Here is a 25,839-nt window from a genome sequence, read left to right on the forward strand (position 1 = left end):
TCCCCGCTCGGGAGGCCGGCCCTTCGCATGTCCTTCGTCAGCCGGTCTTCTCGTTCCAGACGCGCGGGCGCAGCGCCGTGCCGCTCTTCCCCGAGACCGGGGTCTTCACGGCGAGGAACTGGTTCACGCCGATCCGGTTGCGCTCGAAGGAGACGGCGGAGGCCGCCATGTAGAGCCGCCAGATCCTCGCCCGGCCCGGCGAGGTGAACCGGACCGCCCGGTCCCACTCCCGCTCCAGGTTCGCCACCCAGTGGCGCAGGGTGAGCGCGTAGTGCTCGCGGATCGCCTCCACGTCCCTGACCTCGAAGCCGGCGTCCTCCAGGGTGGCCAGCGTGCGGCCCATCGGGGCCAGCTCGCCGTCGGGGAAGACGTACGCGTCGATGAACTCGTCGACCTCGTACGCCTCCTCGTCGGGCTCGGGGCGCCGCGAGATCTGGTGGTTCAGGAGCCGGCCGCCGGGCCTGAGGAGCCCGTGGAGGATGTCGGCGTACTCCCGGTACTTCACGGCGCCGACGTGCTCGGCCATGCCGATCGAGGAGATCGCGTCGTACGGGCCGTCCGTGACGTCCCGGTAGTCCTGGACGCGGATCTCGATCAGGTCGGTCAGGCCCTCGTCGGCGATCCGCTTGCGGGCGTACGCGGCCTGCTCGCGGGAGAGGGTGATGCCGACGACCCGGGCGCCGTACTCGCGGGCGGCGTGGAGGGCCATGGAGCCCCAGCCGCAGCCCACGTCGAGCAGCCGGTCGCCCTCCTTGAGGTTGAGCTTGCGGGCGATGAGGTCCAGCTTGTCCCGCTGGGCGTCCTCCAGGGTCGCGTCGGGGCCGTCGGAGGCCCAGTACGCGCACGAGTAGACCATCGACGGGCCGAGGACCAGCTCGTAGAAGTCGTTGCCCACGTCGTAGTGGTGACTGATCGCCTGCTTGTCCCTGCGCCTGCTGTGGCGGCCGCCGCTGCGGCCCCGCATCTCCTCGGCCGGCGGCTGCGGCGGCGGCAGCGGCCCGGCGAGGCGCAGCAGGCTGCGGGCGGCGGCGCGGAGCCTGGGGTCGCGCGCGGACGCGAGCAGGCTCCTGCTGTCGGCCTCCCGCTCCCAGAGCAGGCCCGAGAGCTCGTCCAGGAGGGCGTACAGATCTCCCTCGACGTCGAGTTCCCCGGCCACCCAGGCGCGGGCCAGGCCCAGTTCGCCGGGCTTCCAGATCATCCTCCGCAGGGCTCGGCGGTCGCGGACGATCAGGACGGGGCCTCCTGCGGGACCGGCCTCACTGCCGTCCCAGGCTCGCAGTCGCACCGGGAGCGGTCCTCCCAGCAGCTCCTCGGCGAGAGTCGTCAGCCGCGACGCGGCGTCGGCCATGGTGCACACCTCCGTGATCTCGTGCCCCAGAAATGCTCGTCACCAAGGGAACACCGTCGGTAGGCGTTTGCACTCCCGCCGCAGCGCAACAAGTCGGCAAAACACACGAAGGGCCGTCCGCACCACGGATGGCGGACGGCCCTTTCGGGTACTGCGGTGCTACGGGTACTGCGGGTGCGCTAGGAGGCCTTGGCCTTCTCCTGCGCCGGGGCGGCCGGCGCGGGGGCGGGCTTGGCGGCCTCGTAGAACTCCTCGCGCGGCGTCTCCATGGCGCCGAGCGAGACGACCTCGCGCTTGAGGAACATCGCGAGGGTCCAGTCGGCGAAGACGCGGATCTTGCGGTTCCAGGTCGGCATCGCCATGCCGTGGTAGCCACGGTGCATGTACCAGGCGAGGCGGCCCTTGACCTTGATCTTCATCTTGCCCATGACGATCATCGCGACGCCCTTGTGCAGGCCGAGGCCGGCGACGGCGCCCTTGTTGGCGTGGCTGTACTCGGCCTGCGGGAAGCCGCGCATGCCGGCCACCACGTTGTCGCCGAGGACCTTGGCCTGGCGCAGCGCGTGCTGGGCGTTCGGCGGGCACCAGGCGTTCGGGTTGCCCGCCTTGCGGCCGACCATGTCCGGGACCTGGGCGTTGTCGCCCGCGGCCCAGGCGTAGTCGAGGCCGTTGACCTGGAGCTTCTCGTTGCAGTCCACGTGGCCGCGGGGGCCGAGCGGCAGACCGAAGCGGGAGAGCGCCGGGTTCGGCTTCACACCGGCGGTCCACACGATCGTGTTGGAGTCGACCTCGAGGCCGTTCTTCAGCACGACGTGGCCGTCGACGCAGGAGTCCATGGAGGTCTCGAGGTAGATCTCGATCCCGCGGGACTCCAGGTGCTCCTTGCCGTACTGGCCGAGCTTGGGGCCCACCTCGGGGAGGATCTTGTCGGCCGCGTCGACCAGGACGAAGCGCATGTCCTCGCGCGACACGTTCTGGTAGTACTTCGCGGCGTCGCGGGCCATGTCCTCGACCTCGCCGATCGTCTCGGCACCGGCGAAGCCACCGCCGACGAAGACGAAGGTCAGCGCCTTGCGGCGGACATCCTCGTCGGTGGTCGAGTCGGCCTTGTCGAGCTGCTCGAGGACGTGGTTGCGCAGGCCGATGGCCTCCTCGATGCCCTTCATGCCGATGCCCTGCTCGGCGAGGCCGGGGATCGGGAAGGTACGGGAGACCGCGCCCATCGCGATGACCAGGTAGTCGAAGGGCAGGTCGTACGCCTCACCGACGAGCGGCGCGATCGTGGCGACCTTGCGGTCCTGGTCGATGGTGGTGACCCGGCCGGTGAGCACCTCGGCTCCGCGCACGACGCGTCGCAGCGGGACGACGACGTGGCGCGGCGAGATGCTGCCGGCGGCGGCTTCGGGCAGGAAGGGCTGGTAGGTCATGTACGACCGCGGGTCGACGACCGTGACGGTCGCCTCCGCGTAGCGCATCTTCTTGAGGATGCGCCGAGCTGCGTACAGGCCTACGTACCCGCCGCCTACTACGAGGATCCTGGGACGCTCCGTGGTGCTCATGCCATCGAGTATCCACCCCGCCCCAGGGGGGTGCTCGTGCGCCCCTTCACAAGGTCTCCGGGTACCTCTGCTACACTCCGCCGCCCACGTGATCCATGTCATGGTGCTGCAAAGGAACCGGAGTGCAGGGGCGAACGTTGTTCACCCCTTGTGAACTGGCCAGGAGAGCCTCCGTCAACGCTGAACCGGGGCACCCGTTCACACGATGGAAACATCGAGCGATTCGGCCTCCGCGCCTGCGAAAGGGCCCCGGCGCACCCCTCGAAGGGCCTAAAGACCCCCCTCGGACGCCATCAGGGCCCTTTTCCTTGTGAAGAACTTCACGAACTTCCCCGACGGAGTGTCGCCCGGGAGGCTCGATAGCCGCCCGCTATGCCACGGATAGGGCGATCCCATCGAGGATGTCGTGCTCGCTGACGACGACCTCACGGGCTCCCACGCGTTCGACGATCTCCCTCAGGACCAGTGCGCCGGCGATGATCACGTCGACCCGGCCGGGGTGGATGACCGGGATCGCGGCCCGTTCGGCGTGGGTGGAGGTGAGCAGCCGGTCGGTGACCTCGGCGATCCGCTCGGCGGAGATCCGGGAGTGGTGGACCTTCTCGGAGTCGTACTCCGGGAGGCCCAGGGCGATGGCGGCGACCGTGGTGACCGAGCCGGCGAGGCCGACGAGGGTTTCCGCGGTGTCGATCGGCACGGTCTCGGCGGCCAGGTCGAGCGCGGCCCGGACGTCGGCGCGGATCGCGTCGGCCTCCTCGGCGGTCGGCGGGTCGTGCCGGACGTGCCGCTCGGTGAGCCGGACGCAGCCGATGTCGACGGAGCGGGCGGCCTCGACGTGCTTGTTGCCGGTGACGAACTCGGTGGAGCCGCCGCCGATGTCCACGACGAGGTAGGTCTCGGTGCCGTGGAGTTCGCCGGTGGCGCCGGTGAAGGAGAACGCGGCCTCCTGGTCGCCGGTGATGACCTCGGGCTCGACGCCGAGGATCTCCACGACCCCGTTCACGAAGTCCGCGCGGTTCTCGGCGTCGCGGGAGGCGGAGGTGGCGACGAAGCGGATCCGCTCCGCCCCCAGCTCCTTGATGACCTCGGCGTACGCGCGGCAGGCCGCGAAGGTCCGCTCCAGTGCCTCGGGGGCCAGCCGGCCGGTCCGGTCGACGTCCTGCCCGAGCCGGACGATCGTCATCCGCCGGTCCAGCTCGATCAGCTCACCCGTCTCCGGGTGGACGTCGGCCACGAGGAGGCGGATGGAGTTCGTACCGCAGTCGATTCCGGCGACCCGGGTCACTTCTCTCCTTCTTCCTTGTCGGCGCAGGGGGTGACGCAGGCGCCCTTCGCCCACCACTCCGGCAGCATCGCGAGGGCCTCGTCGCCGAACGGGTTCACGCCGGGGCCCGCCGCCAGCGAGTGGCCGACGAGGACGTGCAGGCACTTGACCCGGTCCGGCATGCCGCCGGCGCTCGGGAAGCCCTCCAGGACCTCGATGGCGTCACGGCGGGCGATGTAGTCCTCGTGCGCGGCCCGGTAGGCGGCGGCCAGCTCCGGGTCGGTGGCGAGCCGGGCCTGCATCTCCTTCATGACCCCGTTGGCCTCCAGCGTCCCGATGGCCGAGGCCGCCCGGGGGCAGGTCAGGTAGTACGTGGTCGGGAAGGGCGTGCCGTCGGGGAGCCGGGGCGCGGTCTCGACGACGTCCGGGTTGCCGCACGGGCAGCGGTGCGCGATGGCGCGCAGGCCGCGGGGCGGCCGGCCGAGCTGGAGCTCGAAGGCGGCGATGTCCTTCTCGGTGGGCTCGGTGCGTTCGGTCTGCGGAGGGGGCGTGTCCATGTCTGCCTTGCTGTGTCGCGGAGGAGGGGTCAGGGACGGTCGGCGTGGTCGACGCCGTCCCAGAGGTTGTCGTACCAGGGGCGGTCCGCCGCGCCCTGGTCGGTGCGGGGCCGTTGCTCCGCGCCGGGGTCGTTCACGGTGAAACCGGTCTCGCCGGGCATCAGGTAGTGCAGGTGCTCGCGGGCGAGGCGGCGGACGTAGGCCGGGTCCTGGAGGCGGGCCTTCTCGTCCCTGAGTTCCTCGACCCGCCGGGCGGCCTCGGCGGCCTTGCGCTCCTGGTCGGCGATCTCGCCCTGCTGGGAGACGTAGCTCCGCATGGGGTAGGCGAGCGCCACGACGAGGGAGCAGACGACCAGTGCGAGGAAGGCCGCGCGGCCGGTGAGCCGGGAGCGGCGGGCCTGACGGCGGGTCTGGGAGCGGTAGACACGGGCGGCGGTCTGCTCGCCGAGCAGTCTGATCCGGGTCGCGGTCGAGAACCGGTCCCGGTCCTTCGCGGCCATGTCGTGTCGCCTCCCCTGTTCACGCGGACGTCCCCGCACACGGTACGGGACCGAGTGCGGGGACGGACGTATCTACAGCGTCGGGGCAGGTCAGCCCTTGAAGCGCGGGAAGGCGCTGCGGCCGGCGTAGACCGCGGCGTCGTCGAGGATCTCCTCGATGCGCAGCAGCTGGTTGTACTTGGCGACGCGGTCCGAGCGGGCCGGGGCGCCGGTCTTGATCTGGCCGCAGTTCACCGCGACGGCGAGGTCGGCGATGGTGACGTCCTCGGTCTCGCCGGAGCGGTGGGACATCATGCACTTGAAGCCGTTGCGCTGGGCCAGCTCGACGGCGTCCAGCGTCTCGGTCAGCGAGCCGATCTGGTTGACCTTGACCAGGAGGGCGTTCGCGGTGCCCTCCTCGATGCCGCGGGCCAGACGCTCCGGGTTGGTGACGAAGAGGTCGTCGCCGACGATCTGGACCTTGGCGCCCAGCTTGTCGGTGAGGACCTTCCAGCCCGCCCAGTCGTCCTCGAACAGCGGGTCCTCGATGGAGACCATCGGGTACGCGGAGACGAGCTCCTCGTAGTACTCGGTCATCTCGGCGGCCGAGCGGGACTTGCCCTCGAACTCGTACTTGCCGTCCTTGTAGAACTCGGACGCGGCGACGTCGAGCGCGAGCGCGACGTCGGAGCCCGGGGTGTAGCCGGCCTCCTTGATGGCCTCGACGATGAGGTCGAGGGCGGCGCGGTTCGACTCGAGGTTCGGGGCGAAGCCGCCCTCGTCGCCGAGGCCGGTGGAGAGGCCCTTGCGCTTCAGCACACCCTTGAGCGTGTGGTAGATCTCGGCGCCCCAGCGGAGGGCCTCGGAGAAGGACTCCGCGCCGATCGGGGCGATCATGAACTCCTGGATGTCGACGTTGGAGTCGGCGTGCGACCCACCGTTCAGGATGTTCATCATCGGAACGGGCAGCAGGTGCGCGTTCGGGCCGCCGAGGTAGCGGAAGAGCGGGAGGTCCGAGGCCTCGGACGCGGCGTGCGCGACGGCGAGGGAGACGCCGAGGATGGCGTTGGCGCCGAGCGAGCCCTTGTTCTCGGTGGCGTCCAGGTCGAACATGGCCTGGTCGATCAGGCGCTGCTCGGTGGCGTCGTAGCCGACGAGCTCCGGGCCGATCTGCTCGATGACGGCGAGGACGGCCTTCTCGACACCCTTGCCCATGTAGCGGTTCGGGTCACCGTCGCGAAGCTCGATGGCCTCGAACGCACCGGTGGAGGCGCCGGACGGAACAGCAGCACGACCGGTGCTGCCGTCGTCGAGGCCGACCTCGACCTCGACCGTGGGGTTGCCTCGGGAGTCCAGGATTTCCCGGGCTACGACGACGTCGATGGACGGCACGAGCATCTCCTTTTTGGGATGTGACGCTGGATGTGACGCATGGCCGGCGCAGGGTCGACCGGCCTTGCGACAAGAGCCTAACCGGCTCGGAGCCTCCGGCCAGCCGGGCGCCCGCCCCCTGGGACGAAAAAGGACCCAAGGGCATGTATCTCGGGACGAAGGACCCCGGATCTACTGGACAGTAACCACAAAAAGCGCCCCCGGAACGGGGGAACCCCGGCCCGACGCGCACGGGGGGAGGGCGCGTCGGGCCGGGGTGGTCACCGCGGGAGGGTCGTGAGGTCCATGTGAGCCGCCGGACTCACCGGGACCGCCGGGCCTTACTTCAGGTGGAGCTGCTGGCCCGGGTAGATAAGGTCGGCGTTCTCGACGACGTCCTTGTTCAGCTCGAAGAGCTTGGCCCAGCCGCCCTTGACGCCGTGCGCCTGGGCGATCTTGCTGAGGGTGTCGCCGGCCGCGACCTTGTACTCGCCGTCGCCCTTCTTGACCGTCTTGCCGGCCGGGGTGGTGACGGTCTGCTTGGCGGCCTTCGGCGCGGCCTGCTGCTGCGCGGCCTTCTTCGGGGCCTGGCGCTGCTCGCTGCGGGTGGTCGGCTGCTCGGCCTTCCGCTCCTGCTTCGGCTGCTGGCGCGGCTGCTGGGTGGCGGTCTTCGGGGTGCTCTCGGCGGCGCCGCCGTCGTAGGAGGCACCGGAGAGGCCCACGCCACAGCTCGGCCAGGCACCCTTGCCCTGGCCCGCGAGGACCTTCTCGCCGATGGCGATCTGCTGGGACTTCGACGCCTGGTTGGCGGTCGAGGCGTAGGCGGTGCCGCCGTACGCGGCCCAGGTGGAGGCCGAGAACTGGAGGCCGCCGTAGTAGCCGTTGCCCGTGTTGATGGACCAGTTGCCGCCGGACTCGCACTGGGCGACGCGGTCCCACTCGGAGACCGTGGCGGCCGAGGCGGTGCCCGCGGTCATCAGCGGGGCGGCGACGGCGACACCGGTGACGCCGACGAGCGTGGCGACCTGGGTGGCCTTGGAGGGACGACGGTGTTTGCCCTTACCGGAAAACAGCATGGAAATACTCCTCACCGACGCCTGTGAGGTGAGCTGTCGGGTTCGGGCCGGAAAGTTGCCCGGCCGCGTGTCCTTGCACGCGGCTTCACCCCAAGCCCGTCGTCGGCCGTCTTTCTCAACGGCCGGGACCGGCACTTACCTTGGGTCCCCCACTCCTGCCTTCGGCGCTGACGCGACGACTGTTCCCATCGGCCGACGGCAGGATTCGGCGTTTCGGTCGACGGGGCCCGCGGTGGCGAGCGGTGACGACCGTAGACACAGACCCACCGGAAGTTCAAAGAGGCGTATTGCGGAAATATCGCCCCTGCTTGCCTTCCGGTTGGGGGCGTTTGTGCAGGTGAGAGGTAACGGGAGCGGATTTCTCGGACGAGACACGCCAGTTGGGGCGAAGAGACCCATGTCTCACTTGCCCAGAACCGGACATTTGACCCCGAATCACTCCGCCTTCGCGAGCGGACCGTTCGTCAGGTCGAGGCTCTGACCAGGGAGGATGAGGTCCGGATCGATGCCGACGGTCCGGCGGTTGGCGTCATAGAGCGCCGTCCACCCTCCGGGGAGTTCGTTCTGCCGCGCGATGTCGGACAGGCTGTCACCCGGCCGCACGGTGTACGCGCCCGAAGTGCCGGAAGTGTCCGTTGCGCCCGAATTCTTCATGGCGTCAGGCGTGGGCGCCGCCGCGGTGTCCCCCGCGAGCTCGACGCCGGTCGAGGCGTGTCGGCCCGATTCGGGCGAAGTGCCCGACTTCGTACCGCTCTCCGGAGCGGCCCCGCCCCGGTGCTTCCCGGTCCCGGGAGTGGCCGACGACACGCCATCGCCCGGCGCGCCGGGCGTGGCGGACGTGTCCGGCGTAACGGATGTATCGGGCGTGGTGGGAGTGGTCGGAGTGCCCGGAGCGGTGGGCGTGCCCGGCGTCGTGGCCGCCGGGGGCGTCGTCGGCGCGGTGGGGGCCGCAGGGGCGGTCGGGGCGCCGGGAGCCGCGGGCGTGGCCGTACGGGCGTCCCGCTCCGCCGTCCGCGCCGCCTGGGCGGTGCCGGTGGACGGCAGACCCGAGGTCCGGTTCGACTCGGCGACCGGTCCCGCGGGGGCCTTCGGCAGCGCGGCCGGGCCCGGGTTCACGCCGGGGGCCGTGCCGTCGTTCTTCAGGCCGGCGATCGGCGCGCAGGTGGCCCATTCCAGGGAGCCCTTCGCGAGCGCCTTCTCGGCCACCGCGATCTGCTGGGCGCGGCTGGCCAGGTCGGGGCTGGGCGCGTACGCCAGGCCGCCGTGGCGCTCCCAGCTGTCCTGGGTGAACTGGAGGCCGCCGTACATGCCGTTGCCGAAGTTGGCGCTCCACTGGCCACCGGACTCGCACTCGGCGACCCGGTCCCAGGTGGCGGCGTCGGCGGCGGAGGCGGATCCGGTGGCGAGCAGCGGCAGCGCCATGGCGGATCCGGTCACGCCCGCGGCGACGACGAGGGCGGGGGCCTGACGGGGGCGACGGTGTCGTCCGTTCCCGGAACGCATAGGAGCGCCTTTCGCGTGACGGCTGAGACTGCGGCGAAACGTAGCCGCATTCGAACGCTCATCACAAGTCGATGGCCGCACGATCACGCGAAGATCACAGTCTTGACGCTCCGTCAGTTCACCGTGGGCTCACGGGAGACGCGCGGATGGGGAGAACTCCACCGGAAGTGTGCGCAATCCACGCATGATGAGCCCGCCGCGCCACCGCAGTTCGCCCGGATCGGCGGCAAGTCGCAGGTCCGGAAGCCTGGTCAGCAGGGTGGCCAGCGCGGTCTGCCCTTCGAGGCGGGCGAGCGGCGCGCCCAGGCAGTAGTGGATGCCGTGGCCGTATCCGAGGTGCTGGTTGTCGCGCCGGGCGAGGTCGAGGACCTCCGGCCCTTCGAACCGCTCCGGGTCCCGGTCGGCGGCGGCGAGCACCACGAGCACGGGGTCGCCCGCCGGGATCTCCTGGCCGCCGACGGTCAGGTTCTGCGTGGCATACCGCCAGGTGGCCATCTCCACGGGCCCGTCGTACCGCAGCAGCTCCTCGATGCCGGTCTCCAGGAGTCCGGTCTCGCCGGCGGCGATCGAGGCCTGGAGGCGCTCGCGCTGCTCGGGATGCCGGAGAAGGGCGTAAAGTCCGTTTCCTATCAGATTTACGGTGGTTTCGAAGCCGGCGAAGAGCAGGATGAAGGCCATCGCGGCGGCCTCGTTCTCGGTGAGGTGCTCACCGTGGTCGGAGGCCTTGATGAGCCCCGAGATGAGGTCGTCCCCGGGCTCCTCGCGCTTGCGGTGGATCAGCTCGGCGAGGTAGCCGCGCATCTTCTTGACCGACCGGGCGACCCCGCCGCGCGGCCCGCCACCGTGCCGGATCATCATCCCGGCCCAGTCGCGGAAGTCGTCCTGGTCCTCCTCGGGCACCCCGAGCAGGTCGCAGATCGCGTAGATGGGGAGCGGGAAGGCGAACTCGTGGATGAGGTCCGCGCTCCCCTTCTCCACGAAGGAGTCGATGAGCCGGTCGGTCAGCTCCTGCACGCGCGGCGCGAACTCGGCGACCCGACGCGGGGTGAAGGCCTTCGAGACGAGCCGCCGCAGCCGGGTGTGGTCCGGCGGGTCGATGTTGAGCAGATGGGTCATCAGCTCGGCCTTGCGCTCGCCGGGGATGCCGGTCTTGCCCTTGGCGTGCGGGGACTCGTCGTGGTGCGCGGGGTTCTTGGACAGCCGCTGGTCGGCGAGGGCCTGCCGGGCGTCGGCGTACCGGGTCACGAGCCAGGCCTCGACCCCGCTGGGGAGCGTCGTGCGGTGCACGGGCGCGTGCGCGCGGAGCCAGGCGTACGCGGGGTACGGATCGCTCGCGAACTCCCAGGTGAAGAGCTCGGGCGCGGGGGGCCGCGCCCCGGCCGCGGTACCGCCGACAGGGCAGGAGGCGGGCGCGGAGGCAGGCGCGGAGGCGGGCGCGGAAGCGGGCTCGGAAGGAGGCTCGGAAGTGGGGCCGGTGCCGGGGGCGGTGCTCACCCCCCGACCGTACAGGCAGCCCCGGAGGGCGGGACATGTGGAGATCCTGTGATCGCGGAGGGGGGTGGTGCCCTAGATTCGTGTCAGTGGATCCCCAGATGCTCAGAAGCACGTTCGCGGTCGTCGAGAGACGGGCCGAACACGCCGTCACCTTCTTCTACTCGCATCTCTTCTGGCACAACCCGGCCGTCCGCGAGCTGTTCCCCGCGGACATGCGGCCCCAGCGCGACCGGCTGTTCGCCGCGCTGACCCATGTGGTGGACCATCTGGAGGACCCGTCGCTCGCCGGGTACCTGGGCCGTCTCGGCCGCGACCACCGCAAGTTCCTCGCCTCCCCCGCCCTGTACGCGGCGGTCGGGGCGAGCCTGCTGGCCGCGTTCGCGCACGCGGCGGGCCCCGCCTGGACCCTGGAGGCCGAGAAGGCCTGGACCGAGGCGTACGGGCATGTGACCGAGCTGATGCTGGCGGGCGCCGATGAGTCCTCCGGGTCCGGGGAGCCGGCCTGGTGGGACGCGGACGTCGTCCGGCACGAGCGGTTCGGCGAGGACCTGGCCGTCCTCACCCTGCGGCCCCGGCGGCCCCTGCCGTTCCTGCCCGGCCAGTACGTCAGCGTCAGCTCGCTGCGGGTGCCGCGCGTCTGGCGCACCTACTCCCTCGCGGACGCGCCCCGCGCGGACGGCACGGTGGAGCTGCATGTGAGCCGCATCCGGGGCGGCGCGATGAGCACGGCGCTCGTCGAGGCGACGGGACCGGGCGAGACGCTGCGGCTGAGCGCGCCCGGCGGCGGTCTGGTCGCGCGGACGGAGCCGGGCGGACTGCGCACCTATATATGCGCGGGTACGGGCTGGGCGCCGGTGCGGGCTCTCCTGTCGGAGGCGGCGGAGGCCGAGCCGGAGCTGAAGGGCCGGCTGTTCGTGGTGGCGCGCGCGAAGGAGTACCTGTACGGGCGGCGGGAGGCGGAGCGCCTCAAGGAACGTCTCGGCGGGCTCAGCGTCACCTACATCACCTCGGCCCCCGGCCACCGCAAGGACCAGGCGACCGAGCGTCTCCTCCAGGCGCTGCGGGCCTGCGTCCACTGGCCGGCCCACGACGTGTACCTGGCCGGTCCGCCCGGTTTCCTGACGGAGGTCGCCGAGGCCCTGGTCGAGCTGGGCACCGACCCGGACCGCATCCACCACGACACGCTGTCCCCGGTGGGCCCCTTCGGCATCCGCCCGAACACCGCCGCCGAGCGCCTCCTCGGCCCGCCCCCGCCGCTCTGGCACAACCCGGAGGCCCGTGCGCCGCGCGCGCGTGGAGAGGCTTTTCCTACGGCTTGACGCCCTCGGCGGCGCGGATCGCGTCCCGGTACGTGCGGGCCGCCGCGCGCAGGGCGGCCTCCGGGTCCACTCCCCCGGCCTCCGCCCGTACCGCGAGGGCGAGGAGTTCGTAGCCGATGCCCTCGCCTTCCGGTACGGCCACGTCGAGGCCCGCCGTCCGTGCCCGGCTGCCGAGCTTCGCCGCGAGGGCCAGTCCCGGCTGGCCGAGCGGCACGCCGTCGGTGACGGACTCCCGCTGCTTCTCGACGGCCTTGGTGCGCAGCCAGTGCTCCCGCACCTCCTCCGGCGTCTCGGCGGTCGCGTCGCCGAAGACGTGCGGGTGGCGGAGGATCAGCTTCTCGACGAGGGTGCCGGCGACGTCGTCCACGGAGAACGGCTCCTCCGGGTCCTCCTCGGCGATCCGGGCGTGGAAGACGACCTGGAGGAGGACGTCCCCCAGCTCCTCGCGCAACTCGTGCCGGTCGCCGTCCTCGATCGCCTCGACGAGTTCGTACGACTCCTCGATGGCGTACTTGGCGAGCCCCCGGTGCGTCTGCCGCGAGGACCAGGGGCATTCGCGGCGGATGCGGTCCATGATCTGCACGAGATCGAGCAGCCGGGCGCCGGGCAGGTCGTACGAACCGGGCAGCAGTTCCAGGTCCGGCATGGTCAGCCGGCCGGAGCCGGCGAGCCGGGCGAGGCCGTCGGTGAGGGCCCGGTCGCCCTCGCCGGAGGGCAGGACGAGGACCGTACGGCCTCCGGCGCAGGCGGCGACGAGTTCCTCGGCGGTGGGCCGCAGGTGCTCGACGGCGACCCCGGCCTCCCGCAGGTACGGCAGCTGGGGGTGGTGCTCGTCGGGGCAGAGCACCCGGTCCGCGGTGCGCAGCGCCTGCCAGGCGGGCCAGGACAGCAGTCCGGGCGCCACACGGTGGCTGGCGGTGAGCAGGACGATGCGGCCGGGGCTCTCAGTTGTCACCCCTCGAACCTACAACGGCTCAGGTACCGGCCGGGACGGCGCCGGGGTCCTGGCTGAGCTGCCGCAGCCAGGGCGCGGTGGTGTCGGTGAGCCGGACCTGTGCGTCGTCCCAGGCGCCGTAGCGCGGGTTCACGTCGATGCCGAGGGACTTGGAGGCGGCCGAGAAGACCTCGGTCAGCTTCTTCTGGCCCTCGGGGCTGTCGGTGACGCCCAGCTTGGCGGCGATCTTGTTCATGAGGACGTTGCGGCGGACGAGGTCGTCGATCTGGCCGGGGGCCACGCCCTGCTCCTGGAGGAGGACGGCGGCGAGCCGCTCCTCGCCGCCGCTCTGGCGGACGAAGGCGGTCCGGGTCTGCTGGAGGTCGGCGCGGGTGGCGCTGACGCCGTTGTCCGCGGCGACCTTGTCGACGACCTTGTCGAAGATCATGACGTTGAGCTTGCGGCGGGGCAGGTCGCCGGTGGCCTGCACCAGCTGGGCGGCCTGCGGGGAGCGGTCCTGCGCGGTGCGGACGTCCTCCACCTGTGCCTGGAGGCTGGAGACGTCGATCCGGTCGCCGCCGACGACGGCCGCCGCTCCTGGGTGGGCGTCACTGCCGCAGGCGGTGAGCAGCGGGGCCGCGGCGAGGAGCGCGGCGGTGACGGTGAGCGCGGTGCGGCGGTGCAAAGGAGCCTCCCGGGCGGTCGTGCGTCAGTGGAACGACCTTGCGGTGATCGATGGTAGGGAGTCGCCGGGGCCGGAGCCACTACTTCGGTGCGACTGTTTCCCACAACGACTCACCCGTACGCCGGGTGTCGGCCCGCATCACGTCCGTCTCGTACCCCTCGTGGGTCTCCTTCACCAGGTAATGGGGGCGGCGCTTCACCTCGTAGTAGATGCGGCCGACGTATTCGCCGATCAGCCCGACCATCACCATCTGCACGCCGGCGAGGGCGGTGACGGCGACGAGGAGGGTGACGTAGCCGGGCGTGTCGACGCCGTTGACCAGCGCGTCCCCGACGATCCAGGCCGCGTAGCCGAGGGCGACGAGGACGAGCAGGAAACCGAGGTGGACGGCGGCGCGGAGCGGCTTGTTGTTGAAGGAGAGGAGGCCGTCGAGGCCGTAGTTGAGGAGTTTGCCGAAGGTCCACTTGGAGCGGCCCTCCTCGCGGACGGCGTTCTCGTAGGAGAACGTCGTCGTCCGGAAACCGACCCAGGAGAACAGGCCCTTGGAGAAGCGGTTGTACTCGCCGAGGCCGAGGACCGCGTCGACGGTGCGGCGGGAGAGGAGACGGAAGTCGCCGACGCCGTCGACCAGCTCGACGTCGACGAGCCGGTTGATCGCCCAGTAGTAGAGCCGGGCGGTGAGGGTACGGGTGACGCGGTCGCCCTCGCGGGTGCGGCGGGCCACGACCTGGTCGTACCCCTCGGCGTGCAGCGCGACCATGCGGTGGACGAGTTCGGGCGGGTGCTGGAGGTCGGCGTCCATGATGACGACGGCGTCGCCGGCGGCGTCGCGGAGACCGGCCAGCATCGCCGCCTCCTTGCCGAAGTTACGGCTGAAGGAGACGTACCGGACGTGGCGGGGGTCGCGCGCGGCGAGCTCCTGGAGGAGGGGGAGCGTCCCGTCCCGGCTTCCGTCGTCCACGTAGACGATCTCGAACTCGCCGTCGAGCCTGGCGAGTTCGTCGGTCACGTGGTCGTGGAAACGGGCGAGGACGTCTTCCTCGTTGAAGCACGGGACGACGATCGAGAGCAGCACGCGACCACGACAACGGAGTGCGGTGACCCGGCCGGTCCACAGGAGTGGCGCTGAGGCGACCATTGCGTGAACGGGGCCGCCGGGGGCGGATTTCCGTGCGGGACCGAGGCATATTCGGCGTGTCATGCCGAACGCACAGCACTCTCAGCGCCCTGTTCCCGGCCGCCCGGCGCCGGACGGGCCCGGCCTCGCTCCGGACGCTTCCGGCCCGGCCCCGGCCCGGCCCGGCACCGCTCCGGTTGTTCCCGGCCGCGCCCCGGACGCCGTCCGTCTCCTCGCCCCCGCCCTCGCCGCCCTGCTCTCCGTGGCCGCCGTCTGCGGTGGGGACGCCGTCGCCCGGGTCTTCCCCTTCGGGCCGCGCCACCGGGCCGTCAACGACCTCGCCAACCAGTTCGTGCCGTTCCACGCGCACCTGTGGGACCTGCTGCACGGCCGGGCGGACGGCGGGCCGCTGCTCGACTGGCAGGCCGGCTGGGGGACGAGCTTCCTCCCCGACTACGGCACCTATCTGTCGAGCCCCCTCGCCCCGCTGGTCGCGCTCTTCCCGCGCGGGGACATCGAGTACGCCGTCTACGCGATCACCGTCCTCAAGACGGCGCTCGCGGCGGCGGCGATGACCTTCCTGCTGCGCCGTCTCGGCCCCGGGACCTGGTGGTGGGCGTCGGCGCTCGGCGCCTCGTACGCGCTGTGCGGCTGGTCGCTCGCGGAGGGCACGTACAACCCGATGTGGCTGGACGGCCTGATCGCCTTCCCGCTGCTCTGTCTGGTGGGCGAGTGGGTGCGGGAGGGCCGCCGCCCGCTCCTCGGCCCCCTGCTGGTCGCGGTCTGCTGGACGGCGAACTTCTACACCGCGTACATGGCGACCCTCGGCGCGGCGCTGGTCCTCCTCGTCCGCCTGGCGCTGACGGACTCCTTCCGCGTCCGCACGGTCCTGCGGGCGGCGGTGACCACGGGCCTCGGGGTCGGGCTGGCCGCGCCCGTCCTGATCCCGGTGTTCCTCGGCTCGCGCCACGCCTACCCGGGCCTGGTCAGGGACTTCGACCCGGCGCCGGCCACGGACGTGCTGGCCCGGCTGCTCCCGGTGACGTACAGCTTCTCGACGCCCGCGGCCTTCGTCAGCACGGCGGTGCCGCTGCTCGTGGGGACGCTGCTGTTCCGGCGGGACGTGCCCGGCCGGGAGCGGTGGTGGTGGGCGGGGCTGTGCGTGGCGGTGACGGCCTCGATGCAGTGGGGGCCGACGCATCTGGTGTGGCACGCGTTCGCCACGCCGAACGGCAGCCCGTACCGGCAGACCTTCGTCCTCTCCGGCGTCCTCGTCGTCGCCGCCTGGACGGGCCTCGGCCACGGCCGCCCGGACCGGCGGGCGCTGCTCGGCGGGGTGGCGGTCGTCGCGGCGCTGGCGGCGGGGGCGCTCGCGAGCCCCTTCGTCACGTCCTGGGCGCTGCTGCTGACGGGGGTGGGCCTGGCGGCGGTGGTCGGCGCGCTGCTGCTGCCGGTCCGGGGGCGGTACGGGGTGCTCGCCGCGCTCCTCGTCGCCGGAACGGTGCTGGGGCAGGCGGCGGCGACGACGGCGTACGCGGACCGGGAGCGGCTCGCCCGGCTCGACGACTACCCGCCGTGGGGCGCGGAGCAGGACCGGCGGGCGGCGGCGCTGGCGGCGGCCGACGGCTGGCCCGCCTACCGCACGGACGCGGGGCTGCCCCGGGTCGCGGGCAACGATCCGCTGCTGCTCGGCGGCCAGGGCGCCGCGTACTACAGCAGCCACACCCCGGCGGTCCTGACGGAGACGCTGAGCGCGCTGGGCGGCGGATGGACGTCACGGGGCCGGAACCTGCTGAGCCTGGACAACCCGGTGACGGACGCGCTGTTCGGGGTGGGGGCGCGGTGGCGGGACGGCGCGGTCGCCCGCACGGACCTGTACCTGCCGCTGGTGACGGTACGGCCGCCGGGCCCGGCCCCGGCGTACGGCCCGTCCCCGTTCCGCAACCAGGAACTCCTGCTCGGGGCGCGGGTCTACGGGTCCCCGCGCGCGGGCGCGTGCCCGGTCGGTACGGAGGTCTTCCTGTGGGCCCCGGAGGCGACGGGCACGGCCCGCCTGGGCGACCACGAGACGCACCTGCTGGGCGGCGGACCGAAACGCCGGGCGGCCCTGACGTCCCTGGGCGTCCAGCGCGTCCCCGGCCTGAAGCCGGTGCTGCCGGGGCCGGGCGAACTCGGCTGCCTGGACCACGACCGGCTGCGAGCGGCGGTGACGGCCCTCCGCGCCCGCCCGGCGACGTCGATCAAGGTCACCTCGGACGGTATCGCGGCCACGCTCCCCCCGGGCGCGGGAACGGCGGTCGTGGCGACCCCCCGCATCGCGGGCTGGCACTGCGAGGGCGCGGCGGCGGGGTCGTACGGCGGGCTGCTCGCGGTCCCGCTCAGCGACGCCCGGACCGAACTGTCCTGCGCCTTCCGGCCCCCGGGACTGCGGGCGGGACTGGGGACGGGGGCGCTGTCGGCACTGCTGCTCGTGGGGGTGGCCGTGGCCGGGCGCCGGGGCGTCGGGAACGGGGGTGGTCCCGAACGCGGGGCCGTGGCCGGGCGCCGGAGCGTCAGGAACGGGCGTGGTCCCGGACGCGCGGCCGTGGCCGGGCGCCGGAACGCCGAGACCGCGCGACCGCCTCGCTGACGGCGTCCCGGCCGGACGCCGGAGCGTCAGGAACGGGGGTGGTCCCGGACGCGCGGCCGTGGCCGGGCGCCGGAACGTCGGGAACGGGCGTGGTCCCGGACCGCCCGGCCCTACCGCGAGAGGCGGAAGCGGACCTCGCCGTCCTGTTCCTCGTCCGTCGGCGTGAGGCCGGCCGCTCGGGCCACGGCGGCGGAGGCCTCGTGGTCCGGGTGGACATGGGCCACGACCGTCCGTACGCCCTGCTCCACCAGCGCCGCCACCAGGCCCCCGGCCGCCTCCCGGGCGATCCCCCGGCCCTGCCACTCCGTGCCGGTCACCCACGCCACCTCCGCGACCCGGCCGCCGTCCGTGACCGTGGCCTGGACCGTGCCGGTCAGCCGGTCCTCGTCGCGGAGGCGGACCACCCAGTTGCACCAGACCGTCGCCGGGTCCGGCGAACCGGCGCTCAACCGCTCGTAGCGGGCCCGCAGTTCGGGTGCGGTGAGCGGCGCTCCGCCGATGAAGGTGTGCAGGGCGGGGTCGGCGAGGACCCGGGCCATCTCGTCCGCGTGCGCGACGGCGAGCGGTACGAGGTCGAGGCGACGGGTCCGTACCGTCATCGCCGCCACGCCGTCCGCCCGGTCCACGCCGTCCGCGCCGGTCTCACGAGCAGGGTCCACAGTGCCTCCGGTAGTCGGTCGGGCCCCAGTGGGCCACGGCAGCAGTGGACCACAGCCTCACGCGCGGAGGTCCCAGACCCCCTGGTTGTCGCGCTTCCCGCCCATCGTGACCTCCCCCGTCGTTCCACTGCTCGCCCCTACGGCCCTGCCGGCTCCCGGCCAGGGAGCCCGCGGCCCCAGCCTAGGAACCCACCGCCCCGCCGGGTGTGCGTGGAGCGCGGCCCTCCTTGATCTTCCGCGCACGGAACTCGCTGGGGCTCACCCCGTACGCCTCGCGGAACGCCCGGCTGAAGACGGCGGGGCCGCTGAACCCCCGCCGCGCGGCGATCTCCTGCACCGGGTGCGTGAGGAGTTCGGGCCGGGCGAGGTCGTCGCGGCACCGCTCCAGGCGACGGCGCCGGATGCGGGCCTGGACGGTCTCCCCCTCGCCCTTGAAGAGCTGGTGGAGCGTGCGGACGGACAGGTTGTGGTGGGCGGCCACGACGACGGGCGTCAGTTCGGGGTCGCCGAGGTTGTACTCGATGAAGGCGTGGATCCGGCGGAGCAGCGCCCGCGCCCGCACCTCGGCCGGAAGCTTCTCCACGGTGCCGGAGTGCTGCGCGAGACAGGCCGCCGCGAGGTCGGTCGCGGTGGCCCCGAGCCGGCTCAGCTCCTCGGGCGCGCACTCCCCGCCGTGGGTGACGAGCGACCGCAGGAAGTCGACGAGCACGGCCCCGATCCCGCTCCGTCCCGAGAGGCGCCGGGCGAGGACGCCGTCGAGCCGGTTGGTAGGCAACGGCAGTGCGTCGCGCGGAAGTTGGAGGATGACCAGCTGCCCGGGGTCGCCGTCGGAGACGTACCGCGCGTCGGAGGGCCGCGAGGTGTCCCAGAAGAGGAGGTCCCCCGCCTCGGCCTCGCAGTCGTTGCCGTGCTGGGAGAGGGTCATCGCCCCTTTGGTCACCAGTCCGAGCTGGTACTGCTCGGGGTCGCCGCGCCGGATGAGCGCGGGGGTGCGCCGCGAACGCAGCGGGGAGTAGGCGACCTTGGACACCTGGAGCCCGCCGAGGTCGAGAAGGGCGACATCGGCGGTGAACTCGGCGGACCGCTCACTGGTGAGCGCGGTGGGCATGACCTCCCGGGAGATCATGTCCGCGAACCATTCGAACCGTTCCTCGTCGGGCAGGTCACCCGACGACACCACTGACCACATCGCGCGCTCCCCGGGGCCTGTCTTGTTCTCGGTGGCCAGAATGCAGTGACCGGTTCTCGATCACGGCAGCTTTCCCGCACTCAGCGTGGCGCCCGTACAAGCCCCGGAGCCACGGCCCGCATTCCCCGGCCGATATCCGTTTGCCGTCGGCCGTCGGAGTCGGATAGGAAACCGGCATGCTGAGGGGCGAGAAGGTCGGGCTGCGGGCCCGCCACGACGAAGACATCCCGGTTCTGCTGACCGAGCTCTACGACGACGTGGTCAACGGCGCGCGGTCCGAGGGCGGGCCGTGGCGGCCGATCACCCCCGGCTCGCAGGACCGGCGGCTCGTGGTGGACGAGACGAATCAGTCGACCGTCTCGTTCTCCGTCGTCGACCTGGACAGCGGCACGCTCGTCGGCACAGCGAACCTGTGGGGCATCGACACCCACAACCGCTGCGCGCACATCGGCCTCGGGCTGCTGCCGGCCGCGCGCGGCAAGGGGTACGGCACCGATGTGGTGGCGACCCTGTGCCACTACGGCTTCGTCGTACGCGGCTTGCACCGGCTGCAGATCGAGACGCTGGCGGACAACACCGCGATGCTGCGCTCCGCCGAGCGCAACGGCTTCGTCCGCGAGGGCGTACTGCGGTCGTCCGCCTGGGTACTGGGCGAGTTCCTGGACGAGGTGCTGCTCGGGCTCCTGGCCCGGGACTGGAATCCGGACGCGAAGGTCTAGTCCGATGCCCGCCGAATCCCCCGTACCCCCTGCGCCGCCCGTACCCCCCGTACCCACCGCATCGCCGCCCCGGGTCGAGCTGAGCCCGCTCACGCTCGCCGACGAGGCCGAGTTCTGCGCGCTCGTGAGCGCCAGCGCCGAGCTCCACGGGCCGTGGATTCAACTGCCCGCGACGGCGGAGGACTTCCGGAGCTGGATGGAACGCTTCCGCGACGGCACCACCCTGGGCTTCCTGATCCGCGCCCGGGACACCGGCGCGGCCGTCGGCATGGTCAACATCAACTCGATCATCAGGGGCCGCTACCAGGGCGCGTCCATCGGCTACGCGGCCTTCGCCCCGTCGGCGGGGCGGGGGTACATGACGGAAGGCGTCACCGCCGTCCTGGACCACGCGTTCACGGACCTACGGCTCCACCGCCTGGAAGCGAACATCCAGCCCGGGAACAAGGCGTCCCTGTCCCTGGTCCAGCGCCTGGGCTTCCGGTACGAGGGCCTGTCGCCCGCCTACCTCTTCATCGACGGCGCCTGGCGCGACCACGAACGCTGGTCCCTCACGGCACCGTCCCCCTGGACACCGGACCCTTCCCTTCCCGAGGTGTAGACGGCCACAGCCGCCTGGGCGGCCACGCGAACCAGGCATCGGCCCCGGGCCTTCACCGCCGCCGAAGCGGACCCGGCCGCCCTCCGCCTCAAGTTCGACTTCCTGCCCTGAGACCGACCGGCAAATGGGGGGCGGCGTCGCGGGGCTGGGCACGCACATCTGCCGCGTTGTCGTCAATCACCATGGCTCCGCCATGCCTCAATCCTCCGCCTCGCAGCTGCACGCACCCAGCCCCGCTCCTTCTTCCACCCCCCATTTGCCGGTCGGTCTAAGGCGCCTTCGCGAGCGCCGTTCTGAGGCGGTTCAGCAGCGCCCCCGCCGCCGGGGCCGTCGGGCCGTTCGTGCGCCAGGCCAGGGCGATACGCGCCCGGGGCTGCGGGTCCTCGAAGTGGAGGACCCGCAGCCCGAGGCCCTCCGCCACGCCCTCCGCGAGCCTCGGTACCGCCGCCACCCCCAGCCCGCGCGCGGCGAGCTGCGCGAGAAGGCGCGGGTCGGCCGCCTCGAAGACCACCCGGGGCCTGAACCCGGCGCGGGCGCAGGCCCGTTCGAGCACGCCGCGTGTCCCCGTACCGCGCGGCAGGCAGATCAGCGGCAGACCGTTGAGCGCCGCGACGCCGATCACCGGACCGGAGGCCTCCGCCAAGGGGTCGTCCGCCGCCACGGCGGCCACCAGCGGCTCGTCGATCAGGACGTGCAGCGAGACGCCCGCCGGGGGCTCGTCCTCGGCGAGGCCGACGAGGGCGATGTCGAGTTCACCGCTCTGGAGCGCCGAGAGCATCCGCTCGGACGCCGCCTCGGTCAACGTGACCTCGATACGCGGATGCCGGCGATGGAAGTCGGCGAGCACGGCGGCGAGATCGAAGGGGTGCACCGGGACGGCGGAGACCGCCACGCCCGCCGCCACCCCGATCGTGACCCGCCCGCGCAGCAGCCCGCCGAACTCGTCCGCCACCTGCCGGACGCCCTCCACGGCGGCCAGCGCGGCCCGCGCGTACGGCAGCAGGGCCTCCCCCACCTCCGTCGGCGTCACCGTCCCGCCCGAGCGGTCCAGGAGGCGCTGGCCCAACTCCCGTTCCAGCTGCCGGATCTGGGCGCTCACGCCCGGCTGCGCCAGGTGCAGCCGGGCCGCCGCGCGCGTGAAGCCGCCCTCCTCCACCACCGCGACGAGGTACCGCAACTGCCGAAGCTCCATAACCGGTGATTCTAGGGAGCAGAACAACTGGCTCTTGGACTTATGACCCCGGCCGCGACCACCCTGGTCGCATGGGACACAGCACGCACACCCCCCAGTCGTTGACGGAGTCGATCGCGGCCGAGCGCCGCGAACTGGCCGACCTGCTGGACACCCTGCCCGCAGCGGCCTGGGACGCCCCCACCCTGTGCGGGGACTGGCGGGTGCGGGAGGTCGTGGCCCATATGTCGCTGGGGTTCCGGTACTCCCTGCCGAAGGTCGCCCTGGAACTCCTCCGGGCGGGCGGGCGGCTGCACCGGATGACGGACCGGTGCGCCCGCCGGGACGCCGCCGAGCACCCGCCGCGCGCGCTCGCCGCCGCGCTCCGGGACAACGCCCACCACCCGTGGACGCCACCGGTCGGGGGGCGGGTGGCGGCCCTCGGGCACGATGTCGTCCACGGTCTCGACATCTCGGTCGCCCTGGGGCTCGGCCGCGTGGTCCCGGAGGACCGGATACGGGTGCTCCTCGACGCGGTCGACCGGCGCACGGTCCGCTTCTTCGGCGCGAACCTCGACGGCATACGGCTCGACGCGACCGACACCGACTGGTCCTTCGGCACCGGGTCCCCGGTCACGGGCACCGGCCAGGACCTGCTGCTCCTCGCGTACGGCAGGAGACTGCCTGCGGGCCGGCTGAACGGCGAGCACGCGGGACGGTTCAGCGGGTGAGGGGTGGGGCGGGGCGGTGACCGGATCCTGGGGAGCTGGGTCCGGGCGGCCCGGATCCGGTACGCCGAGCCCCGGGCCGCCGAGATCCGGCGGAAAGATTTCCGGGGCGGGTCGCAACCTCCGGGGGTGACGCACGTCTGGTGGGTTGAAGGCGCCCTTCAGCTGATCCACCAGACCGTGTTTCCGTCCCACTTCCTCGGGAGATCTCATGTCCGTCCACTCCAAGCGGAACCTCCGCCGCCCCCGCGTCCTGGGTGTCGCCGCCGGTGTCGCGCTGCTCCTCGGCGGCGGTTTCGCCGCGCAGGCCTTCGCCGACTCCGGAGCGAAGCCCGCCCCGGCCCCGGTGCCGGCCACCGCGCCCGGCACCGCCTCGGCCCCGGTGCCGGCCACCGCGCCTGACGCCGCCCCGGCCGTGTCGAAGCCCGGTGCCGCCCCGAAGGTCGTCTCCCCGGGCAAGGGGACGAAGCCGACCGCCTCCACCCCCACCACCCCCACCACCCCCACGACAGTGGCAGCCCCGGCCAAGAACGCGCCCCGGGTGATCTCGCCCGGCACCGGCGCCGGTAAGTAGCGGCGAGCGGTATCACCACGGGGTGGCAGGGCCGGGCCCGGTCCTGCCACCCCTCCCGCGACGGATCGACCGAGGACCGTACAGAGGACGTGCAGTTGTCGTACGCCATATCCAGCCTCCGCCCCGGCCCCGGCCCCGCGCCGTCGGCCTGGTGGTCACGGCTGCTCGCCCGCGTGTCCCGGGCCGCCGACGAGGCGCCGGTACGGGGGCGGGAGCGCGGCCGTCACCTCCGGGCGGTCGGACCGTCGTACGAGGACGAGCCGGCGTACGGCCACGAACCGCCGCCCACCCTCACCGAGCTGTACCGGGCGCGGCGGCTCGACATGGTGCGGCTCGCGCTGTTCCTGGTGGACGACCTGCACACCGCCGAGGACGTGGTCCAGGACGCGTTCACCGCGCTGTGCCGCACCCATGGCACCTCGCTGGGCGGGCTCCAGGACCCGGGGGCGTATCTGCACACCGCCGTGGTCAACGCGGCCCGTTCCGTACTGCGCAGGCGCCGTACCGCGCGCGCGTACACCCCGCCGCACCCGGGCGCGGGGGCGCCGGTCGACGAGGGGCTGCTGCTCGCGGAGGAGCACCGGCATGTGCTCGACGCCCTCGCGCAGCTGACCCGGCGCCAGCGCGAGGTGCTCGTGCTGCGCTACTGGTCGGAGCTGACGGAGGAGCAGATCGCGCGGACGCTGGGGCTTTCGCGTGGCACGGTCAAGTCCACCGCGAGCCGGGCGCTCGACGCGCTGGAGAAGAAGCTGGAGGCGGGCCGATGAGACCGCAGACACCGTCCGCCGGGGACCACGGGTCCCCCGTCGAGGAGCGGCTGCGCGCCGCGCTGACCGCGCGCGCGGCCCTCGTCACGTACCGCGAACTGCGCCGCGACGAGCCGCCGCGGGGGCGTGCCTGGGGGACGCGCCGGGTGCGGGGGCTGGCCTTCGCGGGGCTCGGGGCGGCGGCGGCCGTGGCGGCCGCGTACCTGCTGGGGGCATCCCCCGGCGGCGTACTGAGCCCGGCTCCGGAACCGCCCGCGCGCCCGCCGGGCATCGTCATACGCCCGAAGCCCGCGACGACCCCGCTGCCGAGCGCGGGCCCGGTCACCCCGTCCGTGGAGAGCGACGGCACCCCGTCGCGCTAGGCCTGTCGTCGGACTCCGGCGGGCGCGGGGTCCCGCCGGGCGGCCGTCGTCGTACCTCCGGCGGGCCGACGGGCGGCCGGTTGTCGTACCCCCTCCGTACGCTCGGCCCATGAGTGTCTCCCTGTACTACTCCGCAGACCGGGCGTTGCCGCTGACGGCCGCCGAGAAGGCCGCCGTCGAGAGCATCGTCGCCGCGCACATGTCGTCGTTCCCGTACGAGGACACGGAAAGCCTCGACCTGTACGAGAACGACGGCAGCGAACCCGACCGGATCGTGGCCGGGTCGACGAAGATGCCGCTGGATCCCGGGCAGTTGATGCCGGTGATGATCCACGTACTGGACTCCGTCACCGACCTGCGCCGCGCGCTGCCGGGCGCGGAGTGGCACGTCCACATGGACGACCTCGACGTCCCCTGGGACGAATCCGAGGGCTACGGCTTCCCGGGCATGCGCGACCCGGCCCTCGCGGCGGAACTGGACCGCGCGTCGGAGTGGGACCCGGCGTCGGAGTGACCTGGTCCGGCGGGGACCGGGCGGGGGCCTGGCGGGGACCTGGCGGGGACCGGGTTTCCCCGTTCGGCGGACCGGGTGACATCACCGGTTCGTTCGGGATCAGGTGTCGTACTCGCCGTCCCAGGGGGCGGAGAAGCCCAGGCCGTCGGGGTAGAACTCGGCCCACACGCCGAGCGCTTCCCCGTCCTCCCCGCCCTCGTCGGCCCCTTCGTCCTCGCGGCCCTCCACGACCAGGCCGAACAGCACTCCCTCGCACCGTACGGTGAACGGCGCGATCGCGATGTCCTGGTACCGCCGCTCCGGCAGCGCGTCCAGCCACTCGTCGAGCAGCTTGGACGCGGCGTCGATCACCCTTCTCTCGCCGTCCGCCGACGTGCCGGTGAACTCGATGCGCGAGTCCAGATGCCGGCCCGCCCCGTCGAACCGGTGGAGCACCGCGCACCAACGCCTCCGCTTCTCCCAGTCGCCGTCGGTCCAGCCCTCGGAGAAGGCTCCGGTGACCGAGGCGAAGAACTGGCCGCCACGCCACCGCCCGATGGTCCTCGTGCGGTAGTCGGGCTCGTACTTGACCGGAATGACCTCGGGAACGCTCATGGCCGCACCGTAGGCGTCGCCTCTGACAACGGCCCTTCGTCTGCCCGAGAGGCGCCCCCGGGCATGGAAGAAGGGCCGGAACCCTGGGGTTCCGGCCCTTCCTCGACTGGTCTTCGCGCGCGATTACTTCGCGGCGACCTCTTCCAGGCAGAGGACGAACTTGTCCGAGTCCAGCTGCTGCGCCAGCGCGGAGAGCTTGTCGCCGCACTGGTTCACGTCGAAGGTGTTGTCGATGACCTTGACGACCTTGAACAGGTCCGCCTTCCCGGAGGAGCAGTCCGTCGTGTCGACCTTCGGGTCGTTGTCGGGACCGGTCACGGTCACGCACTCGCCGGCCTTGGCGTGGACCGGGGCGTCACCGGTGAGGTAGGGCAGGCCCAGCTTCACGGCCACGGCCACGATGATCGCGACGACGACTCCGCCGACCTTCTTCAGGAGGGCGCTGCCCTTCTTCGCGGGAGCGGCGGGCTGCTCGGGGGTGAAGGGCGCGGACGGCGTCGTCATGAGGGATTCCTTGGGGGACGCGGACATGATCAGACGCGAACGCTACATGCGCCAAAAGCGGCAAAAAGGATCAGGAGGATCCACTCCTCGATCAGATGCCGAGTCGTGACCCTGGCATCACG

26 protein-coding genes and 1 riboswitch are annotated in these 25,839 nt (G+C 72.5%); of the genes, 9 read left to right on the forward strand and 17 right to left on the reverse strand.

Annotated elements, in window-relative coordinates; genetic code table 11:
* Positions 1–37: 37 nt before the first annotated feature.
* From V4Y03_RS12905 to V4Y03_RS12945, 9 genes are all read right to left on the reverse strand, one after another.
* Positions 38–1,348, reverse strand: coding sequence for a cyclopropane-fatty-acyl-phospholipid synthase family protein (locus tag V4Y03_RS12905; RefSeq protein WP_317873926.1), 1,311 nt, complete (start codon positions 1,346–1,348; stop codon positions 38–40).
* Positions 1,349–1,527: 179 nt separating this feature from the next.
* Complete coding sequence (locus V4Y03_RS12910) at positions 1,528–2,907, reverse strand: NAD(P)/FAD-dependent oxidoreductase (RefSeq protein ID WP_332435009.1); 1,380 nt, start codon at positions 2,905–2,907, stop codon at positions 1,528–1,530.
* A 370-nt stretch (positions 2,908–3,277) separates the two neighbouring features.
* Positions 3,278–4,192: a Ppx/GppA phosphatase family protein gene (locus V4Y03_RS12915; protein ID WP_317873924.1), complete on the reverse strand. Its 915-nt coding sequence runs from the start codon at positions 4,190–4,192 to the stop codon at positions 3,278–3,280.
* A complete protein-coding gene (locus V4Y03_RS12920) occupies positions 4,189–4,728 on the reverse strand; it encodes a DUF501 domain-containing protein (protein ID WP_317873923.1) in 540 nt (179 codons plus the stop codon). Before V4Y03_RS12920 ends, V4Y03_RS12915 begins: the two co-directional genes overlap by 4 nt.
* Before the next feature lie 29 nt (positions 4,729–4,757).
* Complete coding sequence (locus V4Y03_RS12925; RefSeq protein ID WP_317873922.1) at positions 4,758–5,228, reverse strand: FtsB family cell division protein; 471 nt, start codon at positions 5,226–5,228, stop codon at positions 4,758–4,760.
* Positions 5,229–5,318: 90 nt separating this feature from the next.
* Positions 5,319–6,605 carry a phosphopyruvate hydratase gene (eno, locus tag V4Y03_RS12930; RefSeq protein WP_317873921.1) on the reverse strand — a complete coding sequence of 429 codons (1,287 nt, stop codon included), beginning with the start codon at positions 6,603–6,605 and terminating at the stop codon, positions 5,319–5,321.
* A 314-nt stretch (positions 6,606–6,919) separates the two neighbouring features.
* A complete protein-coding gene (locus tag V4Y03_RS12935) occupies positions 6,920–7,654 on the reverse strand; it encodes a transglycosylase family protein (protein WP_317873920.1) in 735 nt (244 codons plus the stop codon).
* 3 nt (positions 7,655–7,657) lie between these two features.
* Positions 7,658–7,831: riboswitch (cyclic di-AMP (ydaO/yuaA leader) on the reverse strand.
* A gap of 258 nt (positions 7,832–8,089) precedes the next feature.
* A complete protein-coding gene (locus V4Y03_RS12940; RefSeq protein ID WP_332435010.1) occupies positions 8,090–9,157 on the reverse strand; it encodes a transglycosylase family protein in 1,068 nt (355 codons plus the stop codon).
* Positions 9,158–9,286: 129 nt separating this feature from the next.
* Positions 9,287–10,651: a cytochrome P450 family protein gene (locus tag V4Y03_RS12945; protein WP_332435011.1), complete on the reverse strand. Its 1,365-nt coding sequence runs from the start codon at positions 10,649–10,651 to the stop codon at positions 9,287–9,289.
* Between the two features lie 98 nt (positions 10,652–10,749).
* Here V4Y03_RS12945 and V4Y03_RS12950 point away from each other — a divergent pair, with 98 nt between their 5' ends.
* Positions 10,750–11,970, forward strand: a complete 1,221-nt coding sequence (locus tag V4Y03_RS12950; protein WP_332435012.1) for a globin domain-containing protein — start codon at positions 10,750–10,752, stop codon at positions 11,968–11,970.
* On the opposite strand, the gene V4Y03_RS12955 is transcribed toward V4Y03_RS12950, so the two are convergent.
* From V4Y03_RS12955 to V4Y03_RS12965, 3 genes are all read right to left on the reverse strand, one after another.
* A complete protein-coding gene (locus tag V4Y03_RS12955) occupies positions 11,960–12,925 on the reverse strand; it encodes a nucleoside triphosphate pyrophosphohydrolase (protein WP_317878090.1) in 966 nt (321 codons plus the stop codon). The genes V4Y03_RS12950 and V4Y03_RS12955 overlap by 11 nt on opposite strands.
* Positions 12,926–12,944: 19 nt before the next feature.
* Entirely contained in the window at positions 12,945–13,589 is a 645-nt protein-coding gene (locus V4Y03_RS12960) for a SurA N-terminal domain-containing protein (protein ID WP_317878091.1), read from the reverse strand.
* A gap of 79 nt (positions 13,590–13,668) precedes the next feature.
* Positions 13,669–14,664, reverse strand: coding sequence for a glycosyltransferase family 2 protein (locus V4Y03_RS12965; RefSeq protein ID WP_317878092.1), 996 nt, complete (start codon positions 14,662–14,664; stop codon positions 13,669–13,671).
* A gap of 124 nt (positions 14,665–14,788) precedes the next feature.
* Between V4Y03_RS12965 and V4Y03_RS12970 the strand changes: the two genes are divergently transcribed.
* Entirely contained in the window at positions 14,789–17,335 is a 2,547-nt protein-coding gene (locus V4Y03_RS12970; RefSeq protein WP_332435013.1) for a YfhO family protein, read from the forward strand.
* 110 nt (positions 17,336–17,445) lie between these two features.
* Here V4Y03_RS12970 and V4Y03_RS12975 read toward each other — a convergent pair whose 3' ends face one another.
* Positions 17,446–17,934 carry a GNAT family N-acetyltransferase gene (locus V4Y03_RS12975; protein ID WP_332437167.1) on the reverse strand — a complete coding sequence of 163 codons (489 nt, stop codon included), beginning with the start codon at positions 17,932–17,934 and terminating at the stop codon, positions 17,446–17,448.
* Between the two features lie 241 nt (positions 17,935–18,175).
* A complete protein-coding gene (locus V4Y03_RS12980) occupies positions 18,176–19,183 on the reverse strand; it encodes an AraC family transcriptional regulator (protein WP_332435014.1) in 1,008 nt (335 codons plus the stop codon).
* A gap of 176 nt (positions 19,184–19,359) precedes the next feature.
* On the opposite strand from V4Y03_RS12980, the gene V4Y03_RS12985 reads away from it, so the two are divergent.
* Positions 19,360–19,902, forward strand: coding sequence for a GNAT family N-acetyltransferase (locus V4Y03_RS12985; protein ID WP_332435015.1), 543 nt, complete (start codon positions 19,360–19,362; stop codon positions 19,900–19,902).
* 4 nt (positions 19,903–19,906) lie between these two features.
* A complete protein-coding gene (locus V4Y03_RS12990) occupies positions 19,907–20,503 on the forward strand; it encodes a GNAT family N-acetyltransferase (RefSeq protein ID WP_332435016.1) in 597 nt (198 codons plus the stop codon).
* A 268-nt stretch (positions 20,504–20,771) separates the two neighbouring features.
* Here V4Y03_RS12990 and V4Y03_RS12995 read toward each other — a convergent pair whose 3' ends face one another.
* Entirely contained in the window at positions 20,772–21,695 is a 924-nt protein-coding gene (locus tag V4Y03_RS12995; protein WP_332435017.1) for a LysR family transcriptional regulator, read from the reverse strand.
* Between the two features lie 71 nt (positions 21,696–21,766).
* On the opposite strand from V4Y03_RS12995, the gene V4Y03_RS13000 reads away from it, so the two are divergent.
* From V4Y03_RS13000 to V4Y03_RS13020, 5 genes are all read left to right on the forward strand, one after another.
* Positions 21,767–22,405, forward strand: a complete 639-nt coding sequence (locus V4Y03_RS13000) for a maleylpyruvate isomerase family mycothiol-dependent enzyme (RefSeq protein WP_332435018.1) — start codon at positions 21,767–21,769, stop codon at positions 22,403–22,405.
* A gap of 208 nt (positions 22,406–22,613) precedes the next feature.
* Entirely contained in the window at positions 22,614–22,976 is a 363-nt protein-coding gene (locus V4Y03_RS13005) for a hypothetical protein (RefSeq protein ID WP_332435019.1), read from the forward strand.
* 89 nt (positions 22,977–23,065) lie between these two features.
* Positions 23,066–23,743 (forward strand): RNA polymerase sigma factor, encoded by a 678-nt coding sequence (locus V4Y03_RS13010; protein WP_332435020.1) that lies wholly within the window; start codon positions 23,066–23,068, stop codon positions 23,741–23,743.
* Complete coding sequence (locus tag V4Y03_RS13015; protein ID WP_332435021.1) at positions 23,740–24,105, forward strand: hypothetical protein; 366 nt, start codon at positions 23,740–23,742, stop codon at positions 24,103–24,105. The genes V4Y03_RS13010 and V4Y03_RS13015 overlap by 4 nt, the downstream gene beginning before the upstream one ends.
* A gap of 109 nt (positions 24,106–24,214) precedes the next feature.
* Positions 24,215–24,619 carry a hypothetical protein gene (locus V4Y03_RS13020; protein ID WP_332435022.1) on the forward strand — a complete coding sequence of 135 codons (405 nt, stop codon included), beginning with the start codon at positions 24,215–24,217 and terminating at the stop codon, positions 24,617–24,619.
* 99 nt (positions 24,620–24,718) lie between these two features.
* Here V4Y03_RS13020 and V4Y03_RS13025 read toward each other — a convergent pair whose 3' ends face one another.
* Together V4Y03_RS13025 and V4Y03_RS13030 are read right to left on the reverse strand one after the other, a co-directional pair.
* Complete coding sequence (locus tag V4Y03_RS13025; RefSeq protein ID WP_317878884.1) at positions 24,719–25,213, reverse strand: hypothetical protein; 495 nt, start codon at positions 25,211–25,213, stop codon at positions 24,719–24,721.
* Positions 25,214–25,336: 123 nt separating this feature from the next.
* Positions 25,337–25,717, reverse strand: a complete 381-nt coding sequence (locus tag V4Y03_RS13030) for an LppU/SCO3897 family protein (protein WP_317878885.1) — start codon at positions 25,715–25,717, stop codon at positions 25,337–25,339.
* Positions 25,718–25,839: the final 122 nt, after the last annotated feature.

Origin of the sequence: Streptomyces sp. P9-A4 (genome assembly GCF_036634195.1) — a bacterium.
Classification (GTDB): Bacteria; Actinomycetota; Actinomycetes; order Streptomycetales; family Streptomycetaceae; genus Streptomyces.

Bases quoted from the DNA above. Each gene is read 5' to 3' on its own strand.
- V4Y03_RS12905 (WP_317873926.1), bottom strand. From the start codon at position 1,348: ATGGCCGACGCCGCGTCGCGGCTGACGACTCTCGCCGAGGAGCTGCTG.
- V4Y03_RS12910 (WP_332435009.1), bottom strand. From the start codon at position 2,907: ATGAGCACCACGGAGCGTCCCAGGATCCTCGTAGTAGGCGGCGGGTAC.
- V4Y03_RS12920 (WP_317873923.1), bottom strand. From the start codon at position 4,728: ATGGACACGCCCCCTCCGCAGACCGAACGCACCGAGCCCACCGAGAAG.
- V4Y03_RS12925 (WP_317873922.1), bottom strand. From the start codon at position 5,228: ATGGCCGCGAAGGACCGGGACCGGTTCTCGACCGCGACCCGGATCAGA.
- eno (WP_317873921.1), bottom strand. From the start codon at position 6,605: ATGCTCGTGCCGTCCATCGACGTCGTCGTAGCCCGGGAAATCCTGGAC.
- V4Y03_RS12935 (WP_317873920.1), bottom strand. From the start codon at position 7,654: ATGCTGTTTTCCGGTAAGGGCAAACACCGTCGTCCCTCCAAGGCCACC.
- V4Y03_RS12940 (WP_332435010.1), bottom strand. From the start codon at position 9,157: ATGCGTTCCGGGAACGGACGACACCGTCGCCCCCGTCAGGCCCCCGCC.
- V4Y03_RS12950 (WP_332435012.1), top strand. From the start codon at position 10,750: ATGCTCAGAAGCACGTTCGCGGTCGTCGAGAGACGGGCCGAACACGCC.
- V4Y03_RS12970 (WP_332435013.1), top strand. From the start codon at position 14,789: ATGCCGAACGCACAGCACTCTCAGCGCCCTGTTCCCGGCCGCCCGGCG.
- V4Y03_RS12975 (WP_332437167.1), bottom strand. From the start codon at position 17,934: ATGACGGTACGGACCCGTCGCCTCGACCTCGTACCGCTCGCCGTCGCG.
- V4Y03_RS12980 (WP_332435014.1), bottom strand. From the start codon at position 19,183: ATGTGGTCAGTGGTGTCGTCGGGTGACCTGCCCGACGAGGAACGGTTC.
- V4Y03_RS12985 (WP_332435015.1), top strand. From the start codon at position 19,360: ATGCTGAGGGGCGAGAAGGTCGGGCTGCGGGCCCGCCACGACGAAGAC.
- V4Y03_RS12990 (WP_332435016.1), top strand. From the start codon at position 19,907: ATGCCCGCCGAATCCCCCGTACCCCCTGCGCCGCCCGTACCCCCCGTA.
- V4Y03_RS12995 (WP_332435017.1), bottom strand. From the start codon at position 21,695: ATGGAGCTTCGGCAGTTGCGGTACCTCGTCGCGGTGGTGGAGGAGGGC.
- V4Y03_RS13000 (WP_332435018.1), top strand. From the start codon at position 21,767: ATGGGACACAGCACGCACACCCCCCAGTCGTTGACGGAGTCGATCGCG.
- V4Y03_RS13005 (WP_332435019.1), top strand. From the start codon at position 22,614: ATGTCCGTCCACTCCAAGCGGAACCTCCGCCGCCCCCGCGTCCTGGGT.
- V4Y03_RS13015 (WP_332435021.1), top strand. From the start codon at position 23,740: ATGAGACCGCAGACACCGTCCGCCGGGGACCACGGGTCCCCCGTCGAG.
- V4Y03_RS13020 (WP_332435022.1), top strand. From the start codon at position 24,215: ATGAGTGTCTCCCTGTACTACTCCGCAGACCGGGCGTTGCCGCTGACG.
- V4Y03_RS13025 (WP_317878884.1), bottom strand. From the start codon at position 25,213: ATGAGCGTTCCCGAGGTCATTCCGGTCAAGTACGAGCCCGACTACCGC.
- V4Y03_RS13030 (WP_317878885.1), bottom strand. From the start codon at position 25,717: ATGACGACGCCGTCCGCGCCCTTCACCCCCGAGCAGCCCGCCGCTCCC.